The sequence below is a fragment of the Veillonella sp. HPA0037 genome, assembly GCF_000411535.1.
Taxonomy (GTDB): Bacteria; Bacillota; Negativicutes; order Veillonellales; family Veillonellaceae; genus Veillonella; species Veillonella atypica.
This window is the reverse complement of sequence record NZ_KE150483.1, coordinates 1350359-1372905: the sequence shown is the minus strand read 5'-3', so window position 1 is coordinate 1372905 and position 22547 is coordinate 1350359. Positions and strand designations below refer to the sequence as shown.

At 38.2% G+C, this 22547-nt stretch carries 16 protein-coding genes; 13 read left to right on the top strand and 3 right to left on the bottom strand.

Features of this window, described 5'->3' with window-relative positions; all coding sequences use genetic code 11:
- Nucleotides 1-332 precede the first annotated feature (332 nt).
- The 3 genes from HMPREF1477_RS06225 to HMPREF1477_RS06215 form a co-directional block, all read right to left on the bottom strand.
- On the bottom strand, nucleotides 333-3395 hold the full coding sequence (locus HMPREF1477_RS06225) for an efflux RND transporter permease subunit (RefSeq protein ID WP_016476245.1): 3063 nt from the start codon (nucleotides 3393-3395) through the stop codon (nucleotides 333-335).
- On the bottom strand, nucleotides 3392-4456 hold the full coding sequence (locus tag HMPREF1477_RS06220; protein WP_016476244.1) for an efflux RND transporter periplasmic adaptor subunit: 1065 nt from the start codon (nucleotides 4454-4456) through the stop codon (nucleotides 3392-3394). The genes HMPREF1477_RS06225 and HMPREF1477_RS06220 overlap by 4 nt, the downstream gene beginning before the upstream one ends.
- A 701-nt stretch (nucleotides 4457-5157) precedes the next feature.
- Nucleotides 5158-6507, bottom strand: coding sequence for a hemolysin family protein (locus HMPREF1477_RS06215; protein WP_016476243.1), 1350 nt, complete (start codon nucleotides 6505-6507; stop codon nucleotides 5158-5160).
- 685 nt (nucleotides 6508-7192) lie between these two features.
- Here HMPREF1477_RS06215 and HMPREF1477_RS06210 point away from each other — a divergent pair.
- The 13 genes from HMPREF1477_RS06210 to HMPREF1477_RS06150 all read left to right on the top strand — a co-directional run bounded on the left by HMPREF1477_RS06210 (nucleotide 7193) and on the right by HMPREF1477_RS06150 (nucleotide 22547).
- Complete coding sequence (locus HMPREF1477_RS06210) at nucleotides 7193-7792, top strand: class I SAM-dependent methyltransferase (protein ID WP_038148217.1); 600 nt, start codon at nucleotides 7193-7195, stop codon at nucleotides 7790-7792.
- A 286-nt stretch (nucleotides 7793-8078) separates the two neighbouring features.
- On the top strand, nucleotides 8079-9044 hold the full coding sequence (locus tag HMPREF1477_RS06205; RefSeq protein WP_016476241.1) for a hypothetical protein: 966 nt from the start codon (nucleotides 8079-8081) through the stop codon (nucleotides 9042-9044).
- Nucleotides 9045-9159: 115 nt separating this feature from the next.
- The gene (locus HMPREF1477_RS06200; RefSeq protein WP_016476240.1) at nucleotides 9160-11094 is read left to right on the top strand and encodes an LTA synthase family protein; all 1935 of its coding nucleotides are present in this window, start codon (nucleotides 9160-9162) and stop codon (nucleotides 11092-11094) included.
- Between the two features lie 88 nt (nucleotides 11095-11182).
- Complete coding sequence (locus tag HMPREF1477_RS06195) at nucleotides 11183-13180, top strand: LTA synthase family protein (protein WP_016476239.1); 1998 nt, start codon at nucleotides 11183-11185, stop codon at nucleotides 13178-13180.
- An 11-nt stretch (nucleotides 13181-13191) separates the two neighbouring features.
- Entirely contained in the window at nucleotides 13192-13950 is a 759-nt protein-coding gene (locus tag HMPREF1477_RS06190) for a glycosyltransferase family 2 protein (RefSeq protein WP_016476238.1), read from the top strand.
- Nucleotides 13951-13996: 46 nt separating this feature from the next.
- A complete protein-coding gene (locus HMPREF1477_RS06185) occupies nucleotides 13997-15124 on the top strand; it encodes a glycosyltransferase family 1 protein (RefSeq protein ID WP_016476237.1) in 1128 nt (375 codons plus the stop codon).
- Between the two features lie 18 nt (nucleotides 15125-15142).
- Entirely contained in the window at nucleotides 15143-16072 is a 930-nt protein-coding gene (locus HMPREF1477_RS06180; protein WP_016476236.1) for a DUF535 family protein, read from the top strand.
- A gap of 12 nt (nucleotides 16073-16084) precedes the next feature.
- Nucleotides 16085-17260 (top strand): glycosyltransferase family 4 protein, encoded by a 1176-nt coding sequence (locus HMPREF1477_RS06175; RefSeq protein ID WP_148529040.1) that lies wholly within the window; start codon nucleotides 16085-16087, stop codon nucleotides 17258-17260.
- A 25-nt stretch (nucleotides 17261-17285) separates the two neighbouring features.
- Nucleotides 17286-18386 (top strand): hypothetical protein, encoded by a 1101-nt coding sequence (locus tag HMPREF1477_RS06170; RefSeq protein ID WP_016476234.1) that lies wholly within the window; start codon nucleotides 17286-17288, stop codon nucleotides 18384-18386.
- On the top strand, nucleotides 18373-19410 hold the full coding sequence (locus HMPREF1477_RS06165) for an N-acetylneuraminate synthase family protein (protein ID WP_016476233.1): 1038 nt from the start codon (nucleotides 18373-18375) through the stop codon (nucleotides 19408-19410). Before HMPREF1477_RS06170 ends, HMPREF1477_RS06165 begins: the two co-directional genes overlap by 14 nt.
- A 10-nt stretch (nucleotides 19411-19420) precedes the next feature.
- Nucleotides 19421-20566 (top strand): UDP-N-acetylglucosamine 2-epimerase, encoded by a 1146-nt coding sequence (gene neuC, locus HMPREF1477_RS06160; RefSeq protein ID WP_148529039.1) that lies wholly within the window; start codon nucleotides 19421-19423, stop codon nucleotides 20564-20566.
- Nucleotides 20567-20579: 13 nt separating this feature from the next.
- Nucleotides 20580-21269: a cytidylyltransferase domain-containing protein gene (locus HMPREF1477_RS06155; protein WP_016476231.1), complete on the top strand. Its 690-nt coding sequence runs from the start codon at nucleotides 20580-20582 to the stop codon at nucleotides 21267-21269.
- A 30-nt stretch (nucleotides 21270-21299) separates the two neighbouring features.
- Nucleotides 21300-22547: a PIG-L family deacetylase gene (locus HMPREF1477_RS06150; RefSeq protein WP_016476230.1), complete on the top strand. Its 1248-nt coding sequence runs from the start codon at nucleotides 21300-21302 to the stop codon at nucleotides 22545-22547.

Here is a 22547-nt window from a genome sequence, read left to right as displayed (position 1 = left end):
TAAAGGTGTGTATGGTGCTTTTTAGAAATAGAACAGGCGTGTAGTAATTTAATAAAGGTGTGTATAGTGCTTTTTAGAAATAGAACAGGCGTGTACTAATTTAAAAAAGGTATGTATGGTGCTCTTAAAAAATAGAACAGGCCTGTTCTATTTTAAAATAGGGATATGTATGTAAGGCAATATAAAACAGCAGGGCTGCCACCCTGCTGTTTTTTCTTTGTTGCGTGAATACATTGCAACTTATTTATTTCCCTTGTCAAAGTTATATTAACATTATCAGAATTAGTAGTCAATCAATTATTAGATTGATAATAGATATCTATTTATATTATTTATTTAACCTTATACCATGTTGCGTACATAACTGGTAGTACGATGAGTGTTAGTATGGTTGCTACGAGTAGACCGCCGCTGAATGCGATGGCGAGTGGGCTCCAGAATACGGATCCCATGAGTGGTATCATACCAAGGATGGCCGCAATGGCGGTTAGCATGATTGGTCTGAAACGCAATGTAGCGGAGTTGATGATGGCTTCGCGGGCAGATTGTCCTTCGGCGCGGTGAATTTCGATTTGGTCCAACAGGATGATGGAGTTACGAATAATCATGCCGGAGAGGGCAATGATGCCGAGTATGGCCATAAATCCAAGTGGTGTACGCGTAATATTTAAGGCCAGTACAACACCGATGAGTCCAAGCGGAGCTGTAAATAGGGCCATAAACATAAGGGCAATTCTCTTTAATTGGAACATGAGAATCGTCATGATTGCAAAGAGCATGATTGGCATTGGCATGAGCAATTTTTGTACAGCAGTGACGCTCTTTTCAGCAGAACCATCGAGATCAATAGTATAGCCAGTTGGTAAGTCTTGACGATATTCAGCAAGTTTATTGTAAATTTCTTTCGTCTTAGCATTGCCGAGCACGTCAGGGCCTACATTAGCATGAATGCTAATGGTTGGTATCATGTTGCGGTGCCAAATAATGCCTTCCTCTTGGCTCATAGAAATCGTTGCGATTTGGCTAAGCGGTACATAGGAACCGTTTCCTGTTTGGATTGGTAATGATGAAAGTACCGCTAAGTTGTGGTTTTCATTGCCGCCCAATCTGAAAGTAACAGGAATGGTTTGATTTTCTTCGTAATATTCACCGGATTTTGTGCCAGATAATAGACTTTGTAGATGAAGCGATACGGCGTAGCTATTAATGCCAAGCAAACGCGCTTTATCTGGGTCGATGTGAATTTGAGCAACTGGCTCAGTATCTGGCCAATCGAAGGCAATATTATGTAAATCCTTGTCCTCCTGCATCTTGGCTTTCACATCGTTCGCAATCGTTTTAACCTCAGATGCATCAGGACCCGATACGCGGAGCATAACAGGGTATTTGGACGGCGGTCCGATTTGGACGAATTGCATATTGATGAGTGCCGATGGATATTGATCGTTTAATTGATCTTGCAAATCCTTGAACAACGCATCTCGATCCTCTAGGGATTTTGTAACGATGATGGTTTGCATGAAATTAGCACGCGGCAATTCCGGTTCTAAGGTCAATACAAACCGCGGCGACCCTTCGCCTACATAGGTTGTGAAATGGTCGATATGTTCGTTATCCTTTAACAAAGCATCCAACGATTTAGCTTGGCTTTGGGTATAATCGATAGACGAGCTTTGAGGAAATTGCATAGATACGATGATTTCATTCCGCGTCGACGATGGGAAAAATTCCTGTTTGATGAGCGGGAATGAAAGCAAGGATAGGATGAAAGCCCCTAATGTTAGGAGTAATACGGCCTTATGATGACCTAGTGCCCAGTGAAGGAGGCTTTCAAAACGAGCATAAAAAACGGTTTTCAAACGATGCATGATATGATCGCGACGAGTCCATTCCGACTCGGGTTTTTCAGCCTTGTTTTCGATGATTTTATAGCCTAGCACCGGACTGACCAGAACGGACGCAATCCAGGATAGGATGAGGGCCATGAAGACAACAATGGACAGGGATTTCGTGAATTCCGCAACCATGCCCTCCGCCAAGGCGAGAGGTAAGAAGCCGGCACAGGTAATGAGAGTGCCAGACAGCATTGGAAAGGCCGTTGATTCATAGGCGAAAGTAGCGGCGCGCCAGTGATTAAAGCCTTCTTCGAGCTTAACGCTCATCATTTCCACGACGATGATGGCATCATCAACGAGTAGGCCCAGTGCCAAAATGAGGGCGCCAAGGCTAACCTTATGCAAATAAATGCCATTTTCATACATCAGTACGAATGTCGTAGACACGACGACCGGAATGGTGAGGGCCACCACGATACCGGTGCGAATGCCGAGGGATGCAAAGCTGACGAGCAATACGATGGCGATGGCTTCGAATAAAGATTGCGAGAAATCGCCAATGGATTCCTTAACAATGTGCGGCTGATTCGACACTTGGTCGAGGCTTAAGCCTGCAGGAATCGTTGTTTTTAGCTCTTTCAGTTTCGTATCGATAGCCTTACCAAATTCGATATTATTGGCGCCTGCATCCATGGAAATGGCGATGCCAATGGCTGGCTTGCCTTCGTAGTAGAATTGAGGACTGGATGGGTCCTTATAGGTCATCGTTACGTCTGCAATATCGCCGAGTCGAATTGTTTGGTTATTGATGCGAATCGGCATATTTTTGACCGCATCCACGCTATCAAAGACGCCGTTGATGCGTAAATATACATTATTTGTATCCGTATTGACCATGCCCGCCGGCACCATAGCGCTTTGCTGTTTAAGGGCCGTCAATAATTGTTGGGTGCTCACCTGATACGATGCGAGCTTGTCCTTGTTAATCGTTACATCCAAGGACTTTTCTTGCACCCCGATGAGAGTGATCTTCTTAACGTTCGGAACGGATAAGAGTTGCCGTTTTAAATTTTCCGCCTGTTGTCGTTTTTCTTCGTACGAGAATTCGTCACCTGAAAGTGCGTAAATGGTGCCATATACATCATCGAATCGATCGTTGATAGATGGGCCTTGTACACCTGATGGCAAAGATTTCCATTCGTCATTGATCATATTCCGCGCTTCTTCCCAAGCGGGACGAATCTTGTTCGATGGCAAATCTTCTTTCAGATTGATATAAATGACAGATTTGCTACCATCTGTGAAAGACTTTGTATAATCCACACCCGGCAAATCTCGTAGCTTTTCTTCGAGCTTGTCCGTTACTTGATCTGACATTTGTTGCGGTGAAGCACCGGGCCATGAGACACCCACAACCATGGTACGCATCGTAAAGTCTGGGTCTTCCATACGTCCCATGTGGGTGAACGAGAATATACCAAATGTGAGGAGTACAGCAATGAAGTAGTAGATAATGGATTTATGGCGTAACGCCCAATCGGCTAAGTTAAACTTCTTCATTTATGCACCGCCGTTCCTTCTTGTAATTGTTGGGTTCCTGCGGTGATGACGATATCCCCTTTAGCGAGGCCATTTTTAACAATGACCGAATTATTACCAAATTCGCCAGTTTGAATAGGAACGAGATGTGCTTTGTTGTCTCGAATGACATAGACTGCGTTATTACCTTGTTTGTCTTTCACCAACGCCGTCAACGGTATGGAGATATCCGTTGTATCCGTTTGATTGAGGATGGCATTGATAGTCATACCGAGTTGCACCTCTTTTGGAGGGTTTTGTAAGGTAATTTTGACCATATACGTCCGCGCTACAGGGTCGGGAACCGGTGAAATTTCGCGAACAATACCTTGTACTTTCACATCAGGCAAAGCCCAAAATGTGATGGTCGCCGTGCTACCAGGGTGAATTTTGCTCATTTCCTGTTCTGGCAAAGCGATGACCGCCTCAGGTTCGTGACCGGCCGCCAAGGTACCTATTGCCTGGCCTGCTGCTACGACCTGACCGGCCTCGACATTGAGAGCCGTAATAATACCGCTGTCTGGAGCAACTAAAGTAGTATAACTATTTTGATTGTTACTCAAATTGAGACCTGCTTGGGCCTGTTGCAACTGAGCTTTCGCCGCATTCAGTTGATTTTCAGCCTGATCCAATTGCAATTTGCTGATAGCCTGCTCAGCGTACAAAGCGCGGTATCTTTCAGCATTTGTATTGGCTAAATCATAGGCCGATTGCGCCGCCGTAACAGCACCTTGCGCATTTTGCACCTGACTTGCCGTATCAGCGCCATTAATCTGAGCAATTACCTGACCGGCCTGCACAGTAGTGCCCACACTGACAAACTTATTAATCACGCGGCCGCCCACCTGGAATGCTAGATTCGTTTCCGTCCGATTCTTGATGGTTCCCGAATACCCAGCACTCGTCGTTCCAGCCTCTTCGCCAATCGTAATCGTCCGTACCTTGAGACTCGTATCATGATCATCTTGATTCGACCCACAACCGCCGATGATGAGTGCACTCATCAACAGAACCGTGGTCAAACCTAATACACTACGATTCATAATCCTCTCCTTCACACACGTAATAGAGATTATTGTAAAAGCAATAACTACTATGAAATATATATTTTATACAATTAAATAATACTATATATTAGATAAAAATTCTATAAGGATATTAATTATATTAGAAAATATATATGTTAATTAACTACAAATAATTAACTACAAAGGTGTACCTTATCCCAAAGCCGACACGCTACTGCGCTTCGCGGAGCCCGAAGTCGTTTTGGGACAAGGTACACCTTTTTTACTGTAGATATGAATTAGCTAATTCATTAACATATATATTTTCTAATATTAGGAGGAGGGGACCTTCGGGGAGAAATTTAGGTTATGTGAATACAGTAGAAATGAAAATTTGAGCACGTAGGATCATAGGATATTAGTAATAAAAAATAGACTTCCAAAAACGACTTTCCCAGATGCTGTGGATTTTCCGATGGAAAATCTTACGCCTCTGGATTAGCGATGTGTGGCTCCCATGCGTCGCTACGCTCCTCTGTTAGCTCACACCCTGCGTCGGCTCTACGGAGGCCGTAGGCCGGAGTCAGACCCGGCCTGTCTATCCGTAAAAGATTATGTTAACTAAGTTGTGCAACAAACGTAGAATAGAAGAAGAGAGAACCCCTCCTGAAAACGACTTCGGGCTCCGCGTAGCGCAGTAGCGTGTCGGCTTTCAGGAGGGGTTCTCTCTTCAATCCTTATTCTTCTGTTTGTTCCACAACTGGTTCAACATAACTAACCAAAATTTTGTCTATCCGTGTATTATCCATGTCCACGATTTCGAATGTGTATCCGTCCCAGGTGGTTTTGTCGCCTTCGCGTGGGATTCTACCGAATAGAAGGTTCATAAGGCCGCCCAGTGTTTTGTAGAGATCGTCTTCTTCGCGTGGTAGTTCTTTGACAATGTGGAAGAATTCTTTGAATTCGTCTACGTCGAGTAGACCGTCTACGAGCCATGTGCCGTCTTCGCGTTCGACGATGCGGTTTTCTTCTTCTTGGCGCTCTTCTTCGCCGGATGGCATGAGACCTACGATTTCTTCCATGATGTCGTGCAAGGTAACGAGGCCGCTAAAGCCACCATATTCGTCGAGGACGATGGTTTCGTGAACGCCTTCGTTACGCAATGTGTTGAGTAATTTCATAAGAGAAATGGACTCAGGTACGAGCAATGGTTCTTTCAAGCAAGAATGGATGACATGATGCAATGATTTTTCGCCTTGTAAGCATTGGACCATCACATCGGTTACATTGACTACGCCGCGCAATTCGTCGAGCGAGTCTTCACCTACTGGAATGCGGTATTGGTTCGCCGTTTTTAGGACCTCCATGATTTCTTCTTCGGACGAGTTTAAATCAATCCATTTGAGTTGCGTCCGCGGTGTCATGACGTCGCCTGCGTTCATATCTGCTAGGTGGAAAATATTTTCTACGAGGATTGGTTCCTCTTCTTCAAAGGCCCCCATGGCTACGCCTTCGGTGAGCATTTTGTTAATTTCCGACTCTGTTACAGGCGCTTCTTCTTTCACAGTGACGCCCAATATTTTCAATAGAAAATCGGTGGACACGCCGAGGAACAGTACGATTGGTTTTAATGCTTGTGAAAGCCAGTAAATTGGCTTGGAAACAACAACGGCAATGGCCTCAGGGCTGTTGATGGCTAGGCGTTTTGGCACTAATTCACCGATAACAAGGGATAAATAGGTGATGATAGAAACAATTAAGAAGGAACTGATAGAAGCCGCATAAGGAGCGATACTAGGGAAGGCTTTCACCAATACGTCAGCTAATGGTGCGGAAAAGGTGGCACCGGAATACAAACCGGTCAAAATGCCGACGAGAGTGATACCGATTTGGATGGTAGAGAACATCTCGTTAGGATTCTCCGCCAACTCAAAGGCCTTCTTGGCGCGCTCATTGCCAGACTCGGCCATCTCCTCGAGGCGACGCTTCTTGGCATTGACGATGGCGAGCTCGGTCATAGAAAAAATGCCGTTCGCGATGATTAAAATGACGATAATTATAAAATCTAAGGTCAGATCACTGTCCATGTAAGTAAATACTCCTTTTTAAATAATTCTACACATGAGAAAAATTGAAATATTACTCTTTAGTATATCATATTCGAATCATATATGGTAAATAGCACAATAGCACAAAAAAAGGAGGGTGGACACCCTCCTCTTTTGTTTTGCGTGCATTAAAATGTTTGCAAAATACTTATTTCCTTTAACTATTATTATATATTATCTACTATTTGTAAATAGTGTTGTATACTATAGGTGTTACTGCCCCATACTGGTAACAGAAAGGGGGTGAAAACGTGTTTGACGTATTGGTTTCTTTAATTGTATCCATCGTAGCAGGTGTAACTTGTCACTACATCTGCAAGTGGCTAGATGGATATTTCCGTCAGTAACTAGCACAAAAAAAGGAGGGTGGCACCCCTCCTTTTTTGTTTGCGTGAAAACGTGTCACACATTGGTTTCCTTTGTCACTTATTATATTACACAATTTACTATTATTTGTAAATGGTCAGTGATTGTTATAAAAAAGCAGGGCGGCAACCCTGCTTTTTCATTTTGCGTGCAACATATTGAACGCATTAACTTCCTTGCCATATACTACATGATTATCTAATGTTTGTAAATGATGCCATCTATGTATACAATGATTCATAAGAACATTAATAAAACTATAATATACATGTATATAAGCGATAGGGGATATTTTATGATGACAAGCGAACAGGAATGGGAACAAGTGTTACAGATTAAAACCACAGGCCGTGATGATAGCCGTTCGGATTCAGAGCATCATCCATATGAGCCAACGGATTATTGTGTTCTTGAACGCCTTGCTAATAGTGGTTATATTACGAAACAAAATACCCTTATTGATTATGGTAGTGGCAAGGGCCGGGTCAGCATATTTATGGCGAATCAGACGCGGTGCCATTCTATCGGTATCGAATACGATGAACGTTTGTATGAACGTGCAGTTATAAATGGTGAAAGTCCAGCTGCCAAAAATCGCGTATCCTTTGTCCTCGGCGATGCAGCCACCTTTACATTACCAGATAATGCAGATCGATGCTTTTTCTTTAACCCCTTTGCACTGCATACCATTAAACGTGTACTAGGTAATATATTTGATTCTCTATATCATCACCCAAGAGAAATTTTACTATTCTTCTACTATGTTAACGAAGAAGTAGAAAACTTCCTAAATAACCACGTGCGCCTCGAAGAAGAAGAAATAATACAATGCGGTGATTTATTTCAAGAAACTGATAAAAAAGAACGCATATTGGTATATAGGGTGAATATGTTTTAGTAAATTGATTCATCTAAAAAAATAGCAGGGCTGCCACCCTGCTATTTTTTCGTATGAAAACATTGCCTCATACTAATTTCCTTTGTTAATCAGAATAGCATGATATAAAAGGATAGTCAAATTTTGCGTACTTTCACCAAAACACGCAGAAAATCCGCATATTTTCTGATATAATAATAGATTAGAGAGTATAAAAATTTATTTTTCTATTCACCATGGTATGTATTGATTCGTAATGATTAATCGTAGTGATTAGGGCTGAGTATATACCATAAAGGAGGAACGTATGGAACGCGTGTCAGCAAGTCTTATTGAAGAAATTCGCAGTGCCTTAGTAGAGCGTTATAATCGCGATCAAGAGATTCAGCAAATGATTGAAGAAATCGGCGCAGAAGAAGGTCTTAATGAAAAAGAACTGTTTGTTATTCACCAAGCCTATTTAGAGGTTAAAGAACGCATGCAGTATACGGCGAATTTGATGGAATTGTGGAATCAAATTGAGGCCGTTCAGGATCGCATGAGCATGCTTAATTCTTATGAAAGCTTGGAACGCGATTTATTTGGCGATGTTCTTTCCTTTGATAAACCGATGGGCTATGGTGCGTCTAATCAAGATAATTTAGATTATGCAATGGAGCAAGTTAAGTTACACGATGTAGATCATGACCTCGAAGATATCGACCTTTCTAAGGAATATCCTATCGATGATCAAGATGCTGTTTATTTTAATGAGCATTTAGCCAATAAGAAAACAACATCGAGTCGTAATGACGTTAATGATGATGACTTTGATGACGAAGAGGACGATTCTGATGATGAAAGCTTATTAGACAGAGATATTCGTACGTCCTTAGATCCTTATGATATGGTAAATTCCTTGTTGTACTCCAAACAATCCACGGGCGATAAGGATAAAACTAAACAACAAAAGGAAATCGACAAGCTTATCAAAAAACAACTGAAACGCGTAGAAGAAGAATGGGCGAAGCTTTCAGGTAAAAAGAATAAAATAGATAAGAAAAAGAAAGACAAAGATAAAAAAAAGGATAAGAAAGACAAGCAGTCTAAGAAAGAATTCGAATTTGTAAAGGAATCTAAGAAGTCCAAGAAGGACAAAGAGTCCAAAAAGAGCAAGAAGGATAAGGATTCTAAAAAAGCTAAAAAAGACAAGGATGCTAAGAAGGATAAAAAGGCTAAGAAATTAGAAAAAGCCTTGAAGAAGGAGTTCAAAAAGTCCACAAAAAAGGACTAACCGTAGATTTCATAGATGACCACGGACAGAAAACTACGGATAAGGGCTGTGGAAAATGCAAGCGGTGCAAAGGACCGCGGTGTAGGAAGTATAGTATATAAAGTTGGGGAATGGTATGAATCGTTGGTTGAACTGGATAAAAGGCATTCAACAGGAATTAAAAGCATTTTTGTTCTTTTCTATCTTGTTTACGCTTTTTAGAATCGTATTTTTAATTATATTTCAATCTCAATTAGATACGACTACAATGGACAGTATTTTAATGTCTTTATGGCTCGGTTTTCGGTTGAGTTTGAAGACCGTTGGATCGATTGTCCTTGTAAGTTTGCTATTTGCTACATTGCCATCTATAGTGTGGCCGAAATGGAAGGCCCAAGGTGTACGCAAGGTTTGGTACGGATTTGTTACCATCATCTTTACAGTGCTCTTTATGGGGCGTATCCCGTTTTATACGATATTCAATTCTTCGTATAATGCGATGCTTATCAATGGTAAACATGACGATATTCATGCCATTATCAATACGGGTATCAATGAATACCATGCTATCCCATTTTTAATTGGTGGTATTGCGCTCAGCATAGGTTTGACTTGGCTGTTGGTGAAAGTCCTCAATACGAAAACCATTCAATGGTTACCTAGCACCAAGCGCAGTAAATGGATTACGGGGATTCTCAGCTTTGTCGGATTTGGTGTGCTATTCTTATTTTTCCGCTTTGGTGGCGCCTTTGGTTACACGAATTCTATTAACTGGGAAAGCGCAGCACGCCTTAATTCCAATTTATTAAATGAAACCATCTTGGACGATGCACAAGCATTATACCGTGTGAAATCCATTGCTAAACGGACTTCAGAATTAGAGGATATTCATTTAACGCCTGCTGAGTTACATGAAAAAATACAATCCATTGGCGGTAATCCTAATAGTACACGATTTGATGAAGCTTTCACAAAAACGATAACAACAGAGCGATTACAACAACAACCGCAATCTATTAATATCATTCTCGGTGAATCCTATGGTTTATGGCCATTCCTTGCTGAATTCAACGAACCTGGTGCTTATCTTGTAGAGCAAGGTCGTAAGTACGCAGCCAGCCCTCAGGCGATGAGTACGCAAATGGCCTTGGCCCAAGGAACGGGTACGATGCCTGCCATTATTGGTTTATTAACGGGCATGCCGGATACGGGGATGTATCCAAACTATAGCGTAGGAATGTTACAAGAACCGTATGGCCTCGGTATTGGACCGGTTATGAAAAAATTAGGTTATAAGACCGTATTTTGGTATGGCGGTTTTAGTACTTGGCAAAATGTTAAGAACTTTGCATTAGAACAAGGTTTTGATGAATTTCACGATGCATCTGAAATGCCGAGCAACGAAACAAATGCTTGGGGCGTAGCCGATGGAGATATGTTCAAGGCTATCAATGCATACATGGACAAACATCGTGGCGAAAAGATCATCAATGTTATCATGACTACGTCGAATCATCCTCCATATAGTGTGAATGTGGCGAAGGAAGGCTATGATGCGGATAAAGTTCGTAAGAACTTGCCAGATTCCATTGTCAATACGGATAAGCAAATTAACGAAATGGGCCACATATGGTATGCAGACCATGTGATGGGTGAATTTATTAGCAAAGAGGAACAATCTGATCCAACTTCATTATTTGTTATCACCGGTGACCATAGCGAACGCTTTACCTTTGCTCATGAGGAAGGTCCTAAGGTAGCATCCACGATTCCGATTATTTTCTACGGTCAAGGCATCAAAAAAGAATGGCTTTCACAAGATGCATTTGGCATGAGTATTCAAATCATTCCAACATTAGCTGAACTTGTAGGACGTACAGGGCAAACCTATGAGGCTATGGTACCGAGTTTATTTAATCAAGGGCCGTTCGTATTCAATCACCGTTTGTGGATGGATAAGACTGGCATATATGTAGAAGATGAGAAAATGCCGCAAGCATATGCTAACTCTATGAAAACCATGCGAGAATTAACGGCTTGGCGGTTAAAAAATGGGGACCTTATCCAATAGGGGAATATTTTAATTTATATCATTAATGGAATGAACTCGATATTGTCAGGGAGTATATAGGGTTTGTTTACTTACAAAAGGAACAATCATGGGTGAACAATTTTTCTTATCCCTCCAACAAAATATTAAACTATTCCTCTGGATGCCTATACTCTGTGCTATCTTTAGGGCCATCTTTATCGCTGTGTACCATCCGTACGAAACGCTAAAGGGCAAGGGAAAGATTATTCGTACCTGCTTTACCTTTGGATTTTGGTGGGGCATGGATATCAACGCGTATCAACTATTGATTTTGCTTGTGCTCGGTACATTGCCGTTCTTGGCCTTTCCAGATTACTACATGACGGCAGCCATCGTCCTCAATACGGTGTTGAGTTGCATTATCTATGTTGCCTTTGCTGGCAAGATGCAGTTCTATAAGCACTTTAATGACACCTACAACTACATGTTGCACTATGGTAAGCATGCGGATAAGAAAAACCTCATCGATATTTTCTTCAATCAAGACAAGGGTTGGTGGGTGCTCGCCGGATTCATTCCTGTGGCGGCCATTAGCTATGGGGCTAGCACGTTGTTATCTGCGATTCCGTCCATTCCGTATCCTCATTTTGAAAGTAATATCGCAGCCGGCGCGAGTGCCTTTGGATTTTTGGCGCTCTATGTGGTGATTTACTACTGGCTTCATTATGGTGGTACATTGAATCACCGCAATAAACCAGAATGGGACGTGATGCCAACTATCGTTAAGGAAGATGTCTTCTTTGCGAAGGCCACCATCGACGATTTAGAGGCTCTCAAATTGGTTCGTAAAACGCCGTTGACGGCGGCCCAAATGAAATCAGATGAGGAACTCGTAGCGGATGTGAACCATCTCATGCCACGCAGCGATTGGCAAACGTTGGACAACCCATTGCATGCCTTTAAACGCGTGGCGAAGGGTGCTCGCATTGCTAAACCTAAGCATATCTTTTTGATTGTTGGTGAAAGCATTCCTCAGTGGTCCATGGATCCGTTGTATATGGACTTTAATATTTGTCCAGGTTTGCGTCATTTTGCAGCTGATAAACATACGGCGTGTGTACCTAATTTCTTGCCAGCTGGTAATGTGTCGCGCCCTTCTATTTCAAGTCTTATGAGCGGTATCTACGATAGCGGCATGGAATTGAATGAAAAGGAAATGTTCTGGAACAATACATTGCCTACTGCTCTAGCAGCACAGATAAAACGATTAGGGTACCAAACCATTTACTGGTACGGTGGTAACTCATCGAGTGGTAACTTTACGAAATACGGCAAGGCCCAAGGCTTTGACCGCATAGAAAATGCTACCGAATTCTGTGGTCCTAATGCGCCACAAACATGGCTTGGCGTATACGATCACGTATTCCTCGAAGAGGCGGCAAAGCGCATTGTAAATATGGATGAACCAACATTCCATTTTGTGTATACTACGACTAATCATGGTCCGTATAAATTGGAAGATAAGTACCTTGATTTCGATGCCCATCGTGATTTGCCTGGCGTTGGCGATGATATTTTGAATCGCAAGGATGGCAATAAGGGCTTAGCAACCTACAAATATTGCGATAAGGCTATCTTTGATTTCGTAGATGCTATGAAAGCGAAGTTCCCAGATAGCTTGTTCATCGTAACGGGTGACCATTCTAATCTATTTGGTGAATTTAATAATACATCCTTCTTACACCGGGATTACACGATGAGTGAAATTCGCAATACCGTGTTTTACATGCAACATCCTGAGCTTTCACAAACATCACTATCCGCATCTATCGGTACGCATCTAAGCATTATGCCAACCATCATAGAGGCCATAGCGCCAAAAGGATTTGAATATTATGCAGCGGTGCCATCCGCATTCGATGAACAACCGGATGTGCACGTAACGCCATACCAATGGATCACAAGCGACATGGTAGGGGATGTGCACGGCGACTACGGACAATACCAAACATACACGGCGGAACCATCCGAATACATCCGCCCAATCGACAATCACGCACAGGACGCAGAATATTGGCGTTCCTTATCGGCGTGGATGATGAAATTTTATGCTAATGTACAATAGGGGAGACATACATGGCAACACTAACGGTCATTATTTTGGCTAAAAATGAAGAACAACATATGAAAGACTGCATCGCATCCGCACAATTTGCAGATGAGGTACTTCTGATCGACGATGGCAGTACGGATAAAACGGTAGAGATTGCTGAATCCATGGGGACTCGCGTCGTACATCACGCTATGAACGGCGACTGGTCCCAACAACGACGCTTTGCCGTTAAAGAGGCGCAATCCGAATGGATTTTTTTCCTCGATGCGGATGAACGCATTTCGCCAGAATTACAACGAGAAGTACAAGAGGTACTAGCTAAGGATGAGAAAAAAGCATACTGGATTGAACGGTCCAATGTGTTCCATCACAACAAGGCTACCCATGGCGTGTTGCGTCCCGATTACGTGTTGCGATTTATGCCAAAAGAAGGCACGAATATAGAAGGTTTTGTACATGAAACTATATCCAGTACCTATCCTGAGGCTAAACTACATGGCAAAATGTACCACTACACCTACGATAATTGGCACCAGTACTTCAATAAATTCAACAATTATACGACATTAGCGGCTAAGAAATATAAGGAAAATGGGAAATCCTGTTCCTTTGTAAAGGATATTCTTATCCGTCCAAGCTGGGCTTTTTTCAAGGTGTACATTTTAGATAGAGGCTTTTTAGATGGAAAAATGGGATTTATCCTATCTGTGAATCACTATTTCTACACCATGATTAAGTATGTAAAACTATACTATTTATTGAAATCTAATGGGAAACTATAATTTCTGAATAACAGACGAGTGTGAGTATGAGAAAGGAAGAACCACAATGCGCGTAGCCATTTTGGAAAGTATCATTATGCCTGCCGGTCATGAGGTGGAATTTGACCGCATGATTATCAATGAATTAAAACGCCAAGGTCATGAACCGGTATTGATGGTGCCGGAGAACTTTACTTTTAAGGTTGATTATGGCGTTGAGGTTATCTATCTTGAGGGCGGAGAGGTAGTGACCTATGCAGGTGCATCGAAATGGAAAAAACCATTCCTGTCTCTATTACGTGAACGACGTCGTCGTGCATGGTTTACTTCGGCTGCTAAGAAATTAGAGGAACATAATTGTGATGCGTTGATTATTCCAACCTCTACATATCGCTATATAAAGGCGCTATTGGATACGCCTCTCAAACATGCAAAGGTTCCTGTCCATTTTATTTTCCATGGCATTGGCAAGGGTGAAAACGTACGGTTCTTAAAACAAGCAGAACGTGCCAATCGATATCCAAATATTTACTTAGATGTTGTCACCTTGCGCGACGATATGCTGCGCAGTGATTTACCGCGCGTACGTCCTATCTTGCCTCCTGTATTTACGCCATCCACAGGCGAAACGCCAACCTTCTCTACACATACGCCGCTGCGTCTTGGCTTTTTCGGACAATTCCGCAAGGAAAAGAATATTATCCCCTTGTTGGATGCTTTCAAAACGGCTACCTTTACAGGTCCCGTAGAACTCTTGGTACAAGGGGCGACGGCAAAACCTGAGGACGGCGAACTATTTGATGCCATCGCTGACGAATACAAGGACGTGCCAGGGCTTTCATTTCTCCATGCGAACCTCATCGGTTCCGATTGGGATAAGACTTTACTAGACGTAGATGCCATCTTGATGCCATACGGTGCCGAGCGGTATCGCTATCACTGGAGCGCTATGCTCTACACGGCTATCGGGTTCTATAAACCGGCCTTGGTATCACCTGAAATCAATCCTGAGGTGCTGCGCGATTATCATGTTGGTGAAAGCTTAGATATATCTTCGGTGGATACAATTCGCGCTGGATTAGAACAATTCGTAAACAAAATGATTGAAAATCCAGACATATATGAGGCGGGTTTGGTACAAGCCAATGAAGACTTTGGACATAAACGGATGATGGATTCGATTATTAATGTATAGAACAACTAAGGAGAGTGTATGTTTCAATATATAAAGGACCAATGGGCTAATGGTCGAGCTATTTATGGGAAAAAATCATGGCGTGAAACACGTCGCGTAATCTTACATTTCTTGCGAACTGTAGGCCACAAGCAAGAGATGATGGAATACAAGGCTTTTTTTGAAAGCTATGCACCAGATCAACATATTTTAGATAAACAAGAAGGCCTGTATGAGTTGATGAGCCGTATTTTCTTGTTTAAAGAATCTACCTTGCGTGAACGCATTGATGCGGTAAAGAATCACTTTACAGCCTTAGAAGATGTATTTACGCCAGAGACTATCGAAATGCTATACAATCCGGATGAACTAAAACCAGAAGGATTAAAACAAGGCATTCTGCTATGGGAAGATACCGACTTAAACATGACGGCACACCTTAACTTTATGACCGGTCAACGTAAGGAAGGTTTATTTACCATTCTGTTACAACTAGGGGACCAAGGCGTATACCATGCGAATATCCGCCTCGGCAAAGGTCTAGAAGGGGAACCCGCATTGTGGATTGGTACCATCCAAGGGTATAAAGATGGCCTCGATAATGCGAAACATATTACAAAGAAAATGTTTGGCTATCGCCCAAAAAACTTTATCGTATTTTTGATTCGGGAACTCGCTAAATACTGTAAAGTGCAATCCATGTACGCCGTATCTGACGAAGGTTTCTACGCCAATACACATATGGTGCGTGGCCATAAGGCAAAAGTAGCTGAACTCGATCCATTGTGGGAAGACATTGGCGGTACAGTTACACAAGATCCACGGTTCTTTAAAATTCCATTGGAAGAATATAGAAAACCGATTGAAGAAATTAAATCACAAAAACGTAGTCAATATCGGAAGAGATATGAACTATTGGATCAGTACGAAGAACAAATTAAAGAGAATATAAAACAATATTTAAAATAAATGGGGTTAAAGATGGGGGCAGACGGTAAAAAGAAAATATGTCATATTCGATTTAATGCATCAGATACGCCTGCACGGGCATTTCAAGATTGTGGTATGTTTTTATATACTTTGGCTAAAGATTTTAATTGGGAATCAACCTATGTTTTTTATAAAACTAGACCTCAAGAAACTGAGTGGAATCAAACTTTTTTAAAATATGTAACACCAGTCTGTCTTGGGGAAACTGATGATTTAGATTATAAAAAACAGGTATCATTAGCAAAGCAATTTATTCGGGAACATATTCAAGAATATGATGCAATCATGCTATTTCATTATGGTAGTACAGCTTGGAAACTAGCAAAACTTTGTAAGAAGTATAATCCAAACGTAGTTGTGTATATTAAATTAGATATGGGGATTGGTGGTTTTAATCATTTTTGTAATAATGGTCCATTCCAAACTATTAAAAATTGGTTTGAGAAAATAAAAAGCTCGTATGTAGATGTTTTTACCGTAGAAACTAAGTCGTATTATGAAGCATTAAAAAAGACATCTGTATTTAAAAATCGTATAGAATATTTACCTAATGGAGTTTCTTTATTAGATATAGATTTAACTGAGCTTGATACTTTACCAAAAGAAAATATTGTTGTTACTGTAGGAAGATTAGGTACTTATGAAAAAAATAATTCTTTATTGTTAAATGCTATAAGAAATTTACCGATAGAATTAGTAAAAAACTGGAAGTTTTTATTAATAGGTCCCTCAACTCAAGAGTTTTCTAAGGAAGTGGCTTTATTTAAAGAAAAAAATCCAGCCATAGCTAATTGTATTAATATGACTGGTGAAATAAACAATAGGAATACATTATATTCTTATTTAAGATGTGCTAAGATTATTTGTATGACTAGTTTAAGTGAAAGCACTTGTATATCTACTTTAGAAGGAATGTATTTTGGTACATATCCTGTAATTACAAATTATAGTGATTTTACTCTAGATACTACTAATAATAATAAAGTTGGTTGTATTGTAGAGAATAAAAATATAAACGCACTAGTTAGTTCTTTAAAACATATAATGAGTGATGATAATTTATATTGTAAAGGGTTAGAAAGTCAATTTTATGTAAGATCAGTATTTGATTATGGAGTATTAACTAAATCTCTTGATAGTATTTTACGACGATATATAAAAGGATAATAAATAGTTTTAGTTGGGGGATAGAATGGAGAAAGCTAAATCTATTCTGTATGTGGTTAGTAGAGAGATACAGTTAATGACTGTATTAAATTTATGCCAAAAAACGAATGAAAATAAGGACTTACTCTTTGTAAATTATAATTCAAATAAATGGAATAAGTTGGTTAAGAGACTTATTGATAAAGATATTTTTAATAATATATATATATATAATAAAAATGAACTGATAGAAAATAATACTAATAATCAATGGTTACAAAAAGATGTGATACATTCTTTTGATTGTAATAATAGTTTTTCTATTGATAGGTATATGTCTATTTTTACTAGTGATATAACAATTTTAGATAAATATTCACAGAAAATTAGAGAATTAGCTATTAATATAAAACTCTTTGATGAAGGTGTTTTATCTTATTTTGACTCATATATTGAACAATGTAATAATTTTATAGAATGTAAAGATATTTATTTATATGATCCAAGATTAGCGAATTATTCTAAAAAATATAATTTATATAAGATAGAGAAAATATCGAGTAGGAATAAAGAATTAATTGAATTATATAATTATATATTTAATTATAAAGAATTATTAATAGGAAACGGTTTATTAGAAATATTTTTCTCTCAGCCTTTTAAATTTGAGTTATCATTAAAAGCTAAAATTAGGCAATTATTTCATTTGTTTCAGAATCGATCAATTGGTGAATATGTTGATTATGAAACAGCGCGTTGTCAGGATAATTTTATTAATCAGATACGGATAAAAAAACCAAATTTATTAAGAAAAAAACATCCTATAGAATCTGATATTGAGAATACAGTAGATATAGATTACCCATGGGAATTATATTTATTAAATAATGGAAGGGTAAAAGTTAAACAATATTCTTTATATTCTAGTGTGTTATGTTGTCATATGATTTTAAGTGAATCATATAATATAAAGAGTTATTATTTATATCCATATGTAGTTAAGTTGATTAGTGAAAAATATAAAATTGATAATAGTACATTAATAAATGAATTAACTCAATTCTTTAATAAAGCAGAAAAATTGGGGTATGTTACTTCGGTTAAAAATTTACATGATTTAGGGGAAGCAATAAATGAAGAAATTTAATATTGGACACATTGAGGTAGGGAATGGATGTTTACCACTCATTATTCCTGAAATTGGTATTAATCATAATGGTTCATTATCTGTAGCCAAAGAAATGGTATATGCTGCATATAAGGCCGGTGCATCTCTTGTTAAACATCAAACACATGTTGTGGAAGATGAAATGAGCCATGCTGCACAGTCTGTTATTCCTGGTAATGCTGATATTTCTATTTATGAAATAATGGATAAAGCTGCTTTAGATGAATCTGAAGAATATGAATTGATGAAGTATACAGAATCTTTGGGTATGGAGTTTATAAGTACACCTTTTTCAAGAGCGGCTGCAGATAGGTTAGAATCATTTGGTGTTAAAGGATATAAAATTGGGTCAGGGGAAATGAATAATTTTCCTTTGTTAAAACATATAGCTAGCTTTGGAAAACCTATGATTGTTTCTACCGGTATGAATGATTTGAATAGTGTCAATAAAGCTGTTGAAATATTAAGAGATAGTAATGTTGATTTTGCATTATTACATACTACAAATTTATATCCTACTAAGCCTGAGTGGGTTAGGCTCGGTGCAATGCAAGAGATGATGCAGGCGTTTCCTGATATTCCTATTGGCTTGTCAGACCACACAATAAATAATAACTCTAGCATTGCTGCAATGGCTTTAGGGGCTAAAATTATTGAACGCCATTTTACAGATACAAGAAATCGAAAAGGACCTGATATTATTTGCTCTATGGATAAAAGTGATTTAGCAAATCTGATAAATGCTGCAAAAGAAATCCCATTAATGTTAGGTGGTATAAAAGCACCTATACAAGAGGAACAAGTAACTATTGATTTTGCCTTTGCAACTGTAGTTAGTATACAAGATATAAAACCTGGCGAAAAATTAACTAAACAAAATATTTGGGTAAAAAGACCTGGGACTGGAAAAATCTTAGCTAAAGATTATGAATCATTATTAGGGAAAACTGCTACATGCTATATTAAATCTGATACACATTTAGATTATGGGATGTTTGAATAGGGGTCATATTTTGAGAGGGGAAGTTTTTTTGAGGCGGATTCTTTTTATAACAGGAACTAGAGCTGATTATGGGAAAATAAAACCATTGCTAAATATAATATCAAAAAGTAAAGACTTTGAGGCTTATATCTATGTAACAGGGATGCATTTATTAGAAAGTCGTGGTAATACTTATCATGAAATTTTAAAAGATGGTTTTGATAAAGTCTATATTGCTAAAGAGAATATACCAACTTCAAATACTAGTTTTGATATGGGTAGGACTATAACTAATTTAACTAAATATGTTTTAGAAAATAAACCAGATAGCATTGTTGTTCATGGTGATAGGCCTGATGCATTGGCGGGAGCTATTGTTGGTGCATTTAATAATATTCGTGTTATTCATATTGAGGGTGGTGAAGTTTCAGGGACAATTGATGAATCCATACGGCATGCAATAACAAAATTGTCACATATTCATTTTGTTGCAAATGAAGATGCAAAAAAAAGATTGATATTATTAGGTGAAAATAAAGATTATATCAAAGTTATAGGTTCTCCTGATATAGATATCATAAAGAGTGTTAAATTACCATCTATTGAATCAGTTAAAAAGCATTATGATATACCTTTTGAAAATTATGGTATTTTATTATTTCACCCTGTTACAACTGAAGTAGAGTTAATTAAAAATCAAATTAAGAATATTGTAGAAGCATGTAAACAGTCGAACAAGAATTTTATAGTGATATATCCGAATAATGATTTAGGTAGTCATTATATTATTGATGAATATCACAGTTTAGATGATAAAAGAAATTTTAGAGTATTCCCTTCTGTTAGATTTGAATCCTTTGTTGTTTTACTTAAATATGCAGATTTTATAATCGGTAATTCAAGTGCGGGCGTCAGAGAAGCACCTTATTTTGGTATTGAAACAATTGATATAGGATCAAGACAAGAAGGGCGATATGATAAAAGAAAAGAGACTACAATACATCACGTAGAGTGTGTTTCGAGTGATCTTTTAGAATCGATTAAAGCTGTAAGGAAGCATAAAGAAGCAAATTTAAATTGGGGTGAAGGAAATAGTGCTGAATTATTTCTAAATGAAATTAAGAATGAAGAATTCTGGAATATTCCGCTACAAAAAAAATTAACTTATGATTTGTAAATGGGGAAGTTAGATGTTTAATGATAAGAGAATTTTAGCCATTATTCCGGCTAGAGAAGGTAGTAAGGGTATTGTTAATAAAAATATAATTGATTTAAATAATAAGCCATTAATTGCATACTCTATTGAAGCTGCTAAAGAATCAAACTATATAGATGATGTTATTGTTAGTACAGATGGTGAAGAGATTAAGTCTGTTAGTTTAAAATATGGTGCAGAAGTTCCTTTTTTTAGGCCTAAATCCTTAGCTACTGATAATTCAAAAACTATTGATAGTATCATATATACAATTAATAGATTACGCGATATGGGACGAGAGTATGATGTATTGATTTTATTACAACCAACTTCTCCAATGCGTACAGTAAAACATATTGATGAGTCTTTGTTGTTATTTTTTGAAAATAATCAAGAATCACTAGTTAGTGTAAATCAAATTGATATTTCACCAATATTAGTTAGAACTATTAAAAATGGTCAATTACTCTCTATATTAAATCAAAACAGTACTGTTAGACGTCAAGATATGGATTTTTATTATAAGATAAATGGTGCAATATATATAAATTGTATTGATGAAGTTGATGAAAATTTAAGCTTTAATGATAATGTGATACCATATATTATGGATAATACGTATAGTATTGATATAGATACGATTGAAGATTTGCAGCTAGCACGTCAAAAACTAAAAAGCTTATAAATTTATATTATTATTATTTTGGGGGAGTAAATGGGGAATTTTGATAAAGATGGTGATAGTAGTTTTTCCTATACATCTTTTTTTGGGGGATGTAAATTATTAGTAATCGTGCCTCATCAAGATGATGAGATTAATGTTGCAGGTAGTACAATTATAGGATCTATTGCAGAAGGTTTAGATGTTTCATTAGCATTTATGACAAATGGTGACTGGGAGTATGACGTACCACTCCGTAATAATGAAGCAATTGATGCAGCTAAAATATTAGGCTTATCTTCACAAAATATTTATTTTCTTGATTATCCAGACTGTGGATATGATACCTATTCTGTATATGAGCATAAGGATAGTATTTTTAATTATAGAAATCGAAATATTTCTTGGGAAACTTTATTGCAGGATATAGAGCATTTGATAGTAAATGTGCAACCTCATTCTATTATATGTACCGGGTTTGACTCGCATCGTGATCATAGGCAATGTGAAGAAGCTGTTTTAACAGTAATGAAAAAACTATGGAAAAGTGGTAGTACTATAAGATTATATACGACATTTGCTTATGGAAATGCTTATGAATCTATTGATGATTGGAGATCTATTCATTGGTGCTCTTCTGTAATGAATCCTAAAAGTCATCCAGAACAGTGGTCTACTCCTAGTAAGGAGTTATCATGGGAAAGTCGTTTACGTATTCCAATACCAAAATCGTGTAGAGGCAATATATTAATTAAAAATCCAATATATTTAGCATTAACAGCCCATGCGTCACAAGCTGCTTATAGGCATAGTATGCAATTAATTAATAGTGATCAGGTATATTGGTATAGAGGTCCTAAAATAAATGATAACATTAATGAACCTTATTATTTACAAATTTTAATAAATCAACAGTTTGCTTATGAATGGATAACATATAAGGATGAGAAAAAAGCAGATATATCTATATATTTAGGCAGTTTAAAGGATGGCAAAGAAATATCATCTGAAAATCCTAATTTAATATGGTATTGTAATGGAGTATTTATCAATTCATGTACTTACGAGAATATACTTGATTTTATGGCTAATAATAATCTAGATAAAGTACATTTAAGATGTGAATTAAAAAATATTCCTGATATATACTGTGAGTGTATATTAAAAAAAGGAACATATTGGGATAGATTTACTTTAGGCATTCATTGGATAAAAGATTGGGGTTTATACAAATGGGATCATCATAAGCGTAAGAAAAAATATAAGAAAATAAGAAAAATTAGGAGAGTTTTTTCTATATAG

Bases quoted from the DNA above. Each gene is read 5' to 3' on its own strand.
- HMPREF1477_RS06175 (WP_148529040.1), top strand. From the start codon at position 16,085: ATGGGGGCAGACGGTAAAAAGAAAATATGTCATATTCGATTTAATGCA.
- HMPREF1477_RS06215 (WP_016476243.1), bottom strand. From the start codon at position 6,507: ATGGACAGTGATCTGACCTTAGATTTTATAATTATCGTCATTTTAATC.
- HMPREF1477_RS06210 (WP_038148217.1), top strand. From the start codon at position 7,193: ATGACAAGCGAACAGGAATGGGAACAAGTGTTACAGATTAAAACCACA.
- HMPREF1477_RS06200 (WP_016476240.1), top strand. From the start codon at position 9,160: ATGAATCGTTGGTTGAACTGGATAAAAGGCATTCAACAGGAATTAAAA.
- HMPREF1477_RS06190 (WP_016476238.1), top strand. From the start codon at position 13,192: ATGGCAACACTAACGGTCATTATTTTGGCTAAAAATGAAGAACAACAT.
- HMPREF1477_RS06170 (WP_016476234.1), top strand. From the start codon at position 17,286: ATGGAGAAAGCTAAATCTATTCTGTATGTGGTTAGTAGAGAGATACAG.
- HMPREF1477_RS06165 (WP_016476233.1), top strand. From the start codon at position 18,373: ATGAAGAAATTTAATATTGGACACATTGAGGTAGGGAATGGATGTTTA.
- HMPREF1477_RS06205 (WP_016476241.1), top strand. From the start codon at position 8,079: ATGGAACGCGTGTCAGCAAGTCTTATTGAAGAAATTCGCAGTGCCTTA.
- HMPREF1477_RS06195 (WP_016476239.1), top strand. From the start codon at position 11,183: ATGGGTGAACAATTTTTCTTATCCCTCCAACAAAATATTAAACTATTC.
- HMPREF1477_RS06220 (WP_016476244.1), bottom strand. From the start codon at position 4,456: ATGAATCGTAGTGTATTAGGTTTGACCACGGTTCTGTTGATGAGTGCA.
- HMPREF1477_RS06180 (WP_016476236.1), top strand. From the start codon at position 15,143: ATGTTTCAATATATAAAGGACCAATGGGCTAATGGTCGAGCTATTTAT.
- HMPREF1477_RS06225 (WP_016476245.1), bottom strand. From the start codon at position 3,395: ATGAAGAAGTTTAACTTAGCCGATTGGGCGTTACGCCATAAATCCATT.
- HMPREF1477_RS06155 (WP_016476231.1), top strand. From the start codon at position 20,580: ATGTTTAATGATAAGAGAATTTTAGCCATTATTCCGGCTAGAGAAGGT.
- HMPREF1477_RS06185 (WP_016476237.1), top strand. From the start codon at position 13,997: ATGCGCGTAGCCATTTTGGAAAGTATCATTATGCCTGCCGGTCATGAG.
- HMPREF1477_RS06150 (WP_016476230.1), top strand. From the start codon at position 21,300: ATGGGGAATTTTGATAAAGATGGTGATAGTAGTTTTTCCTATACATCT.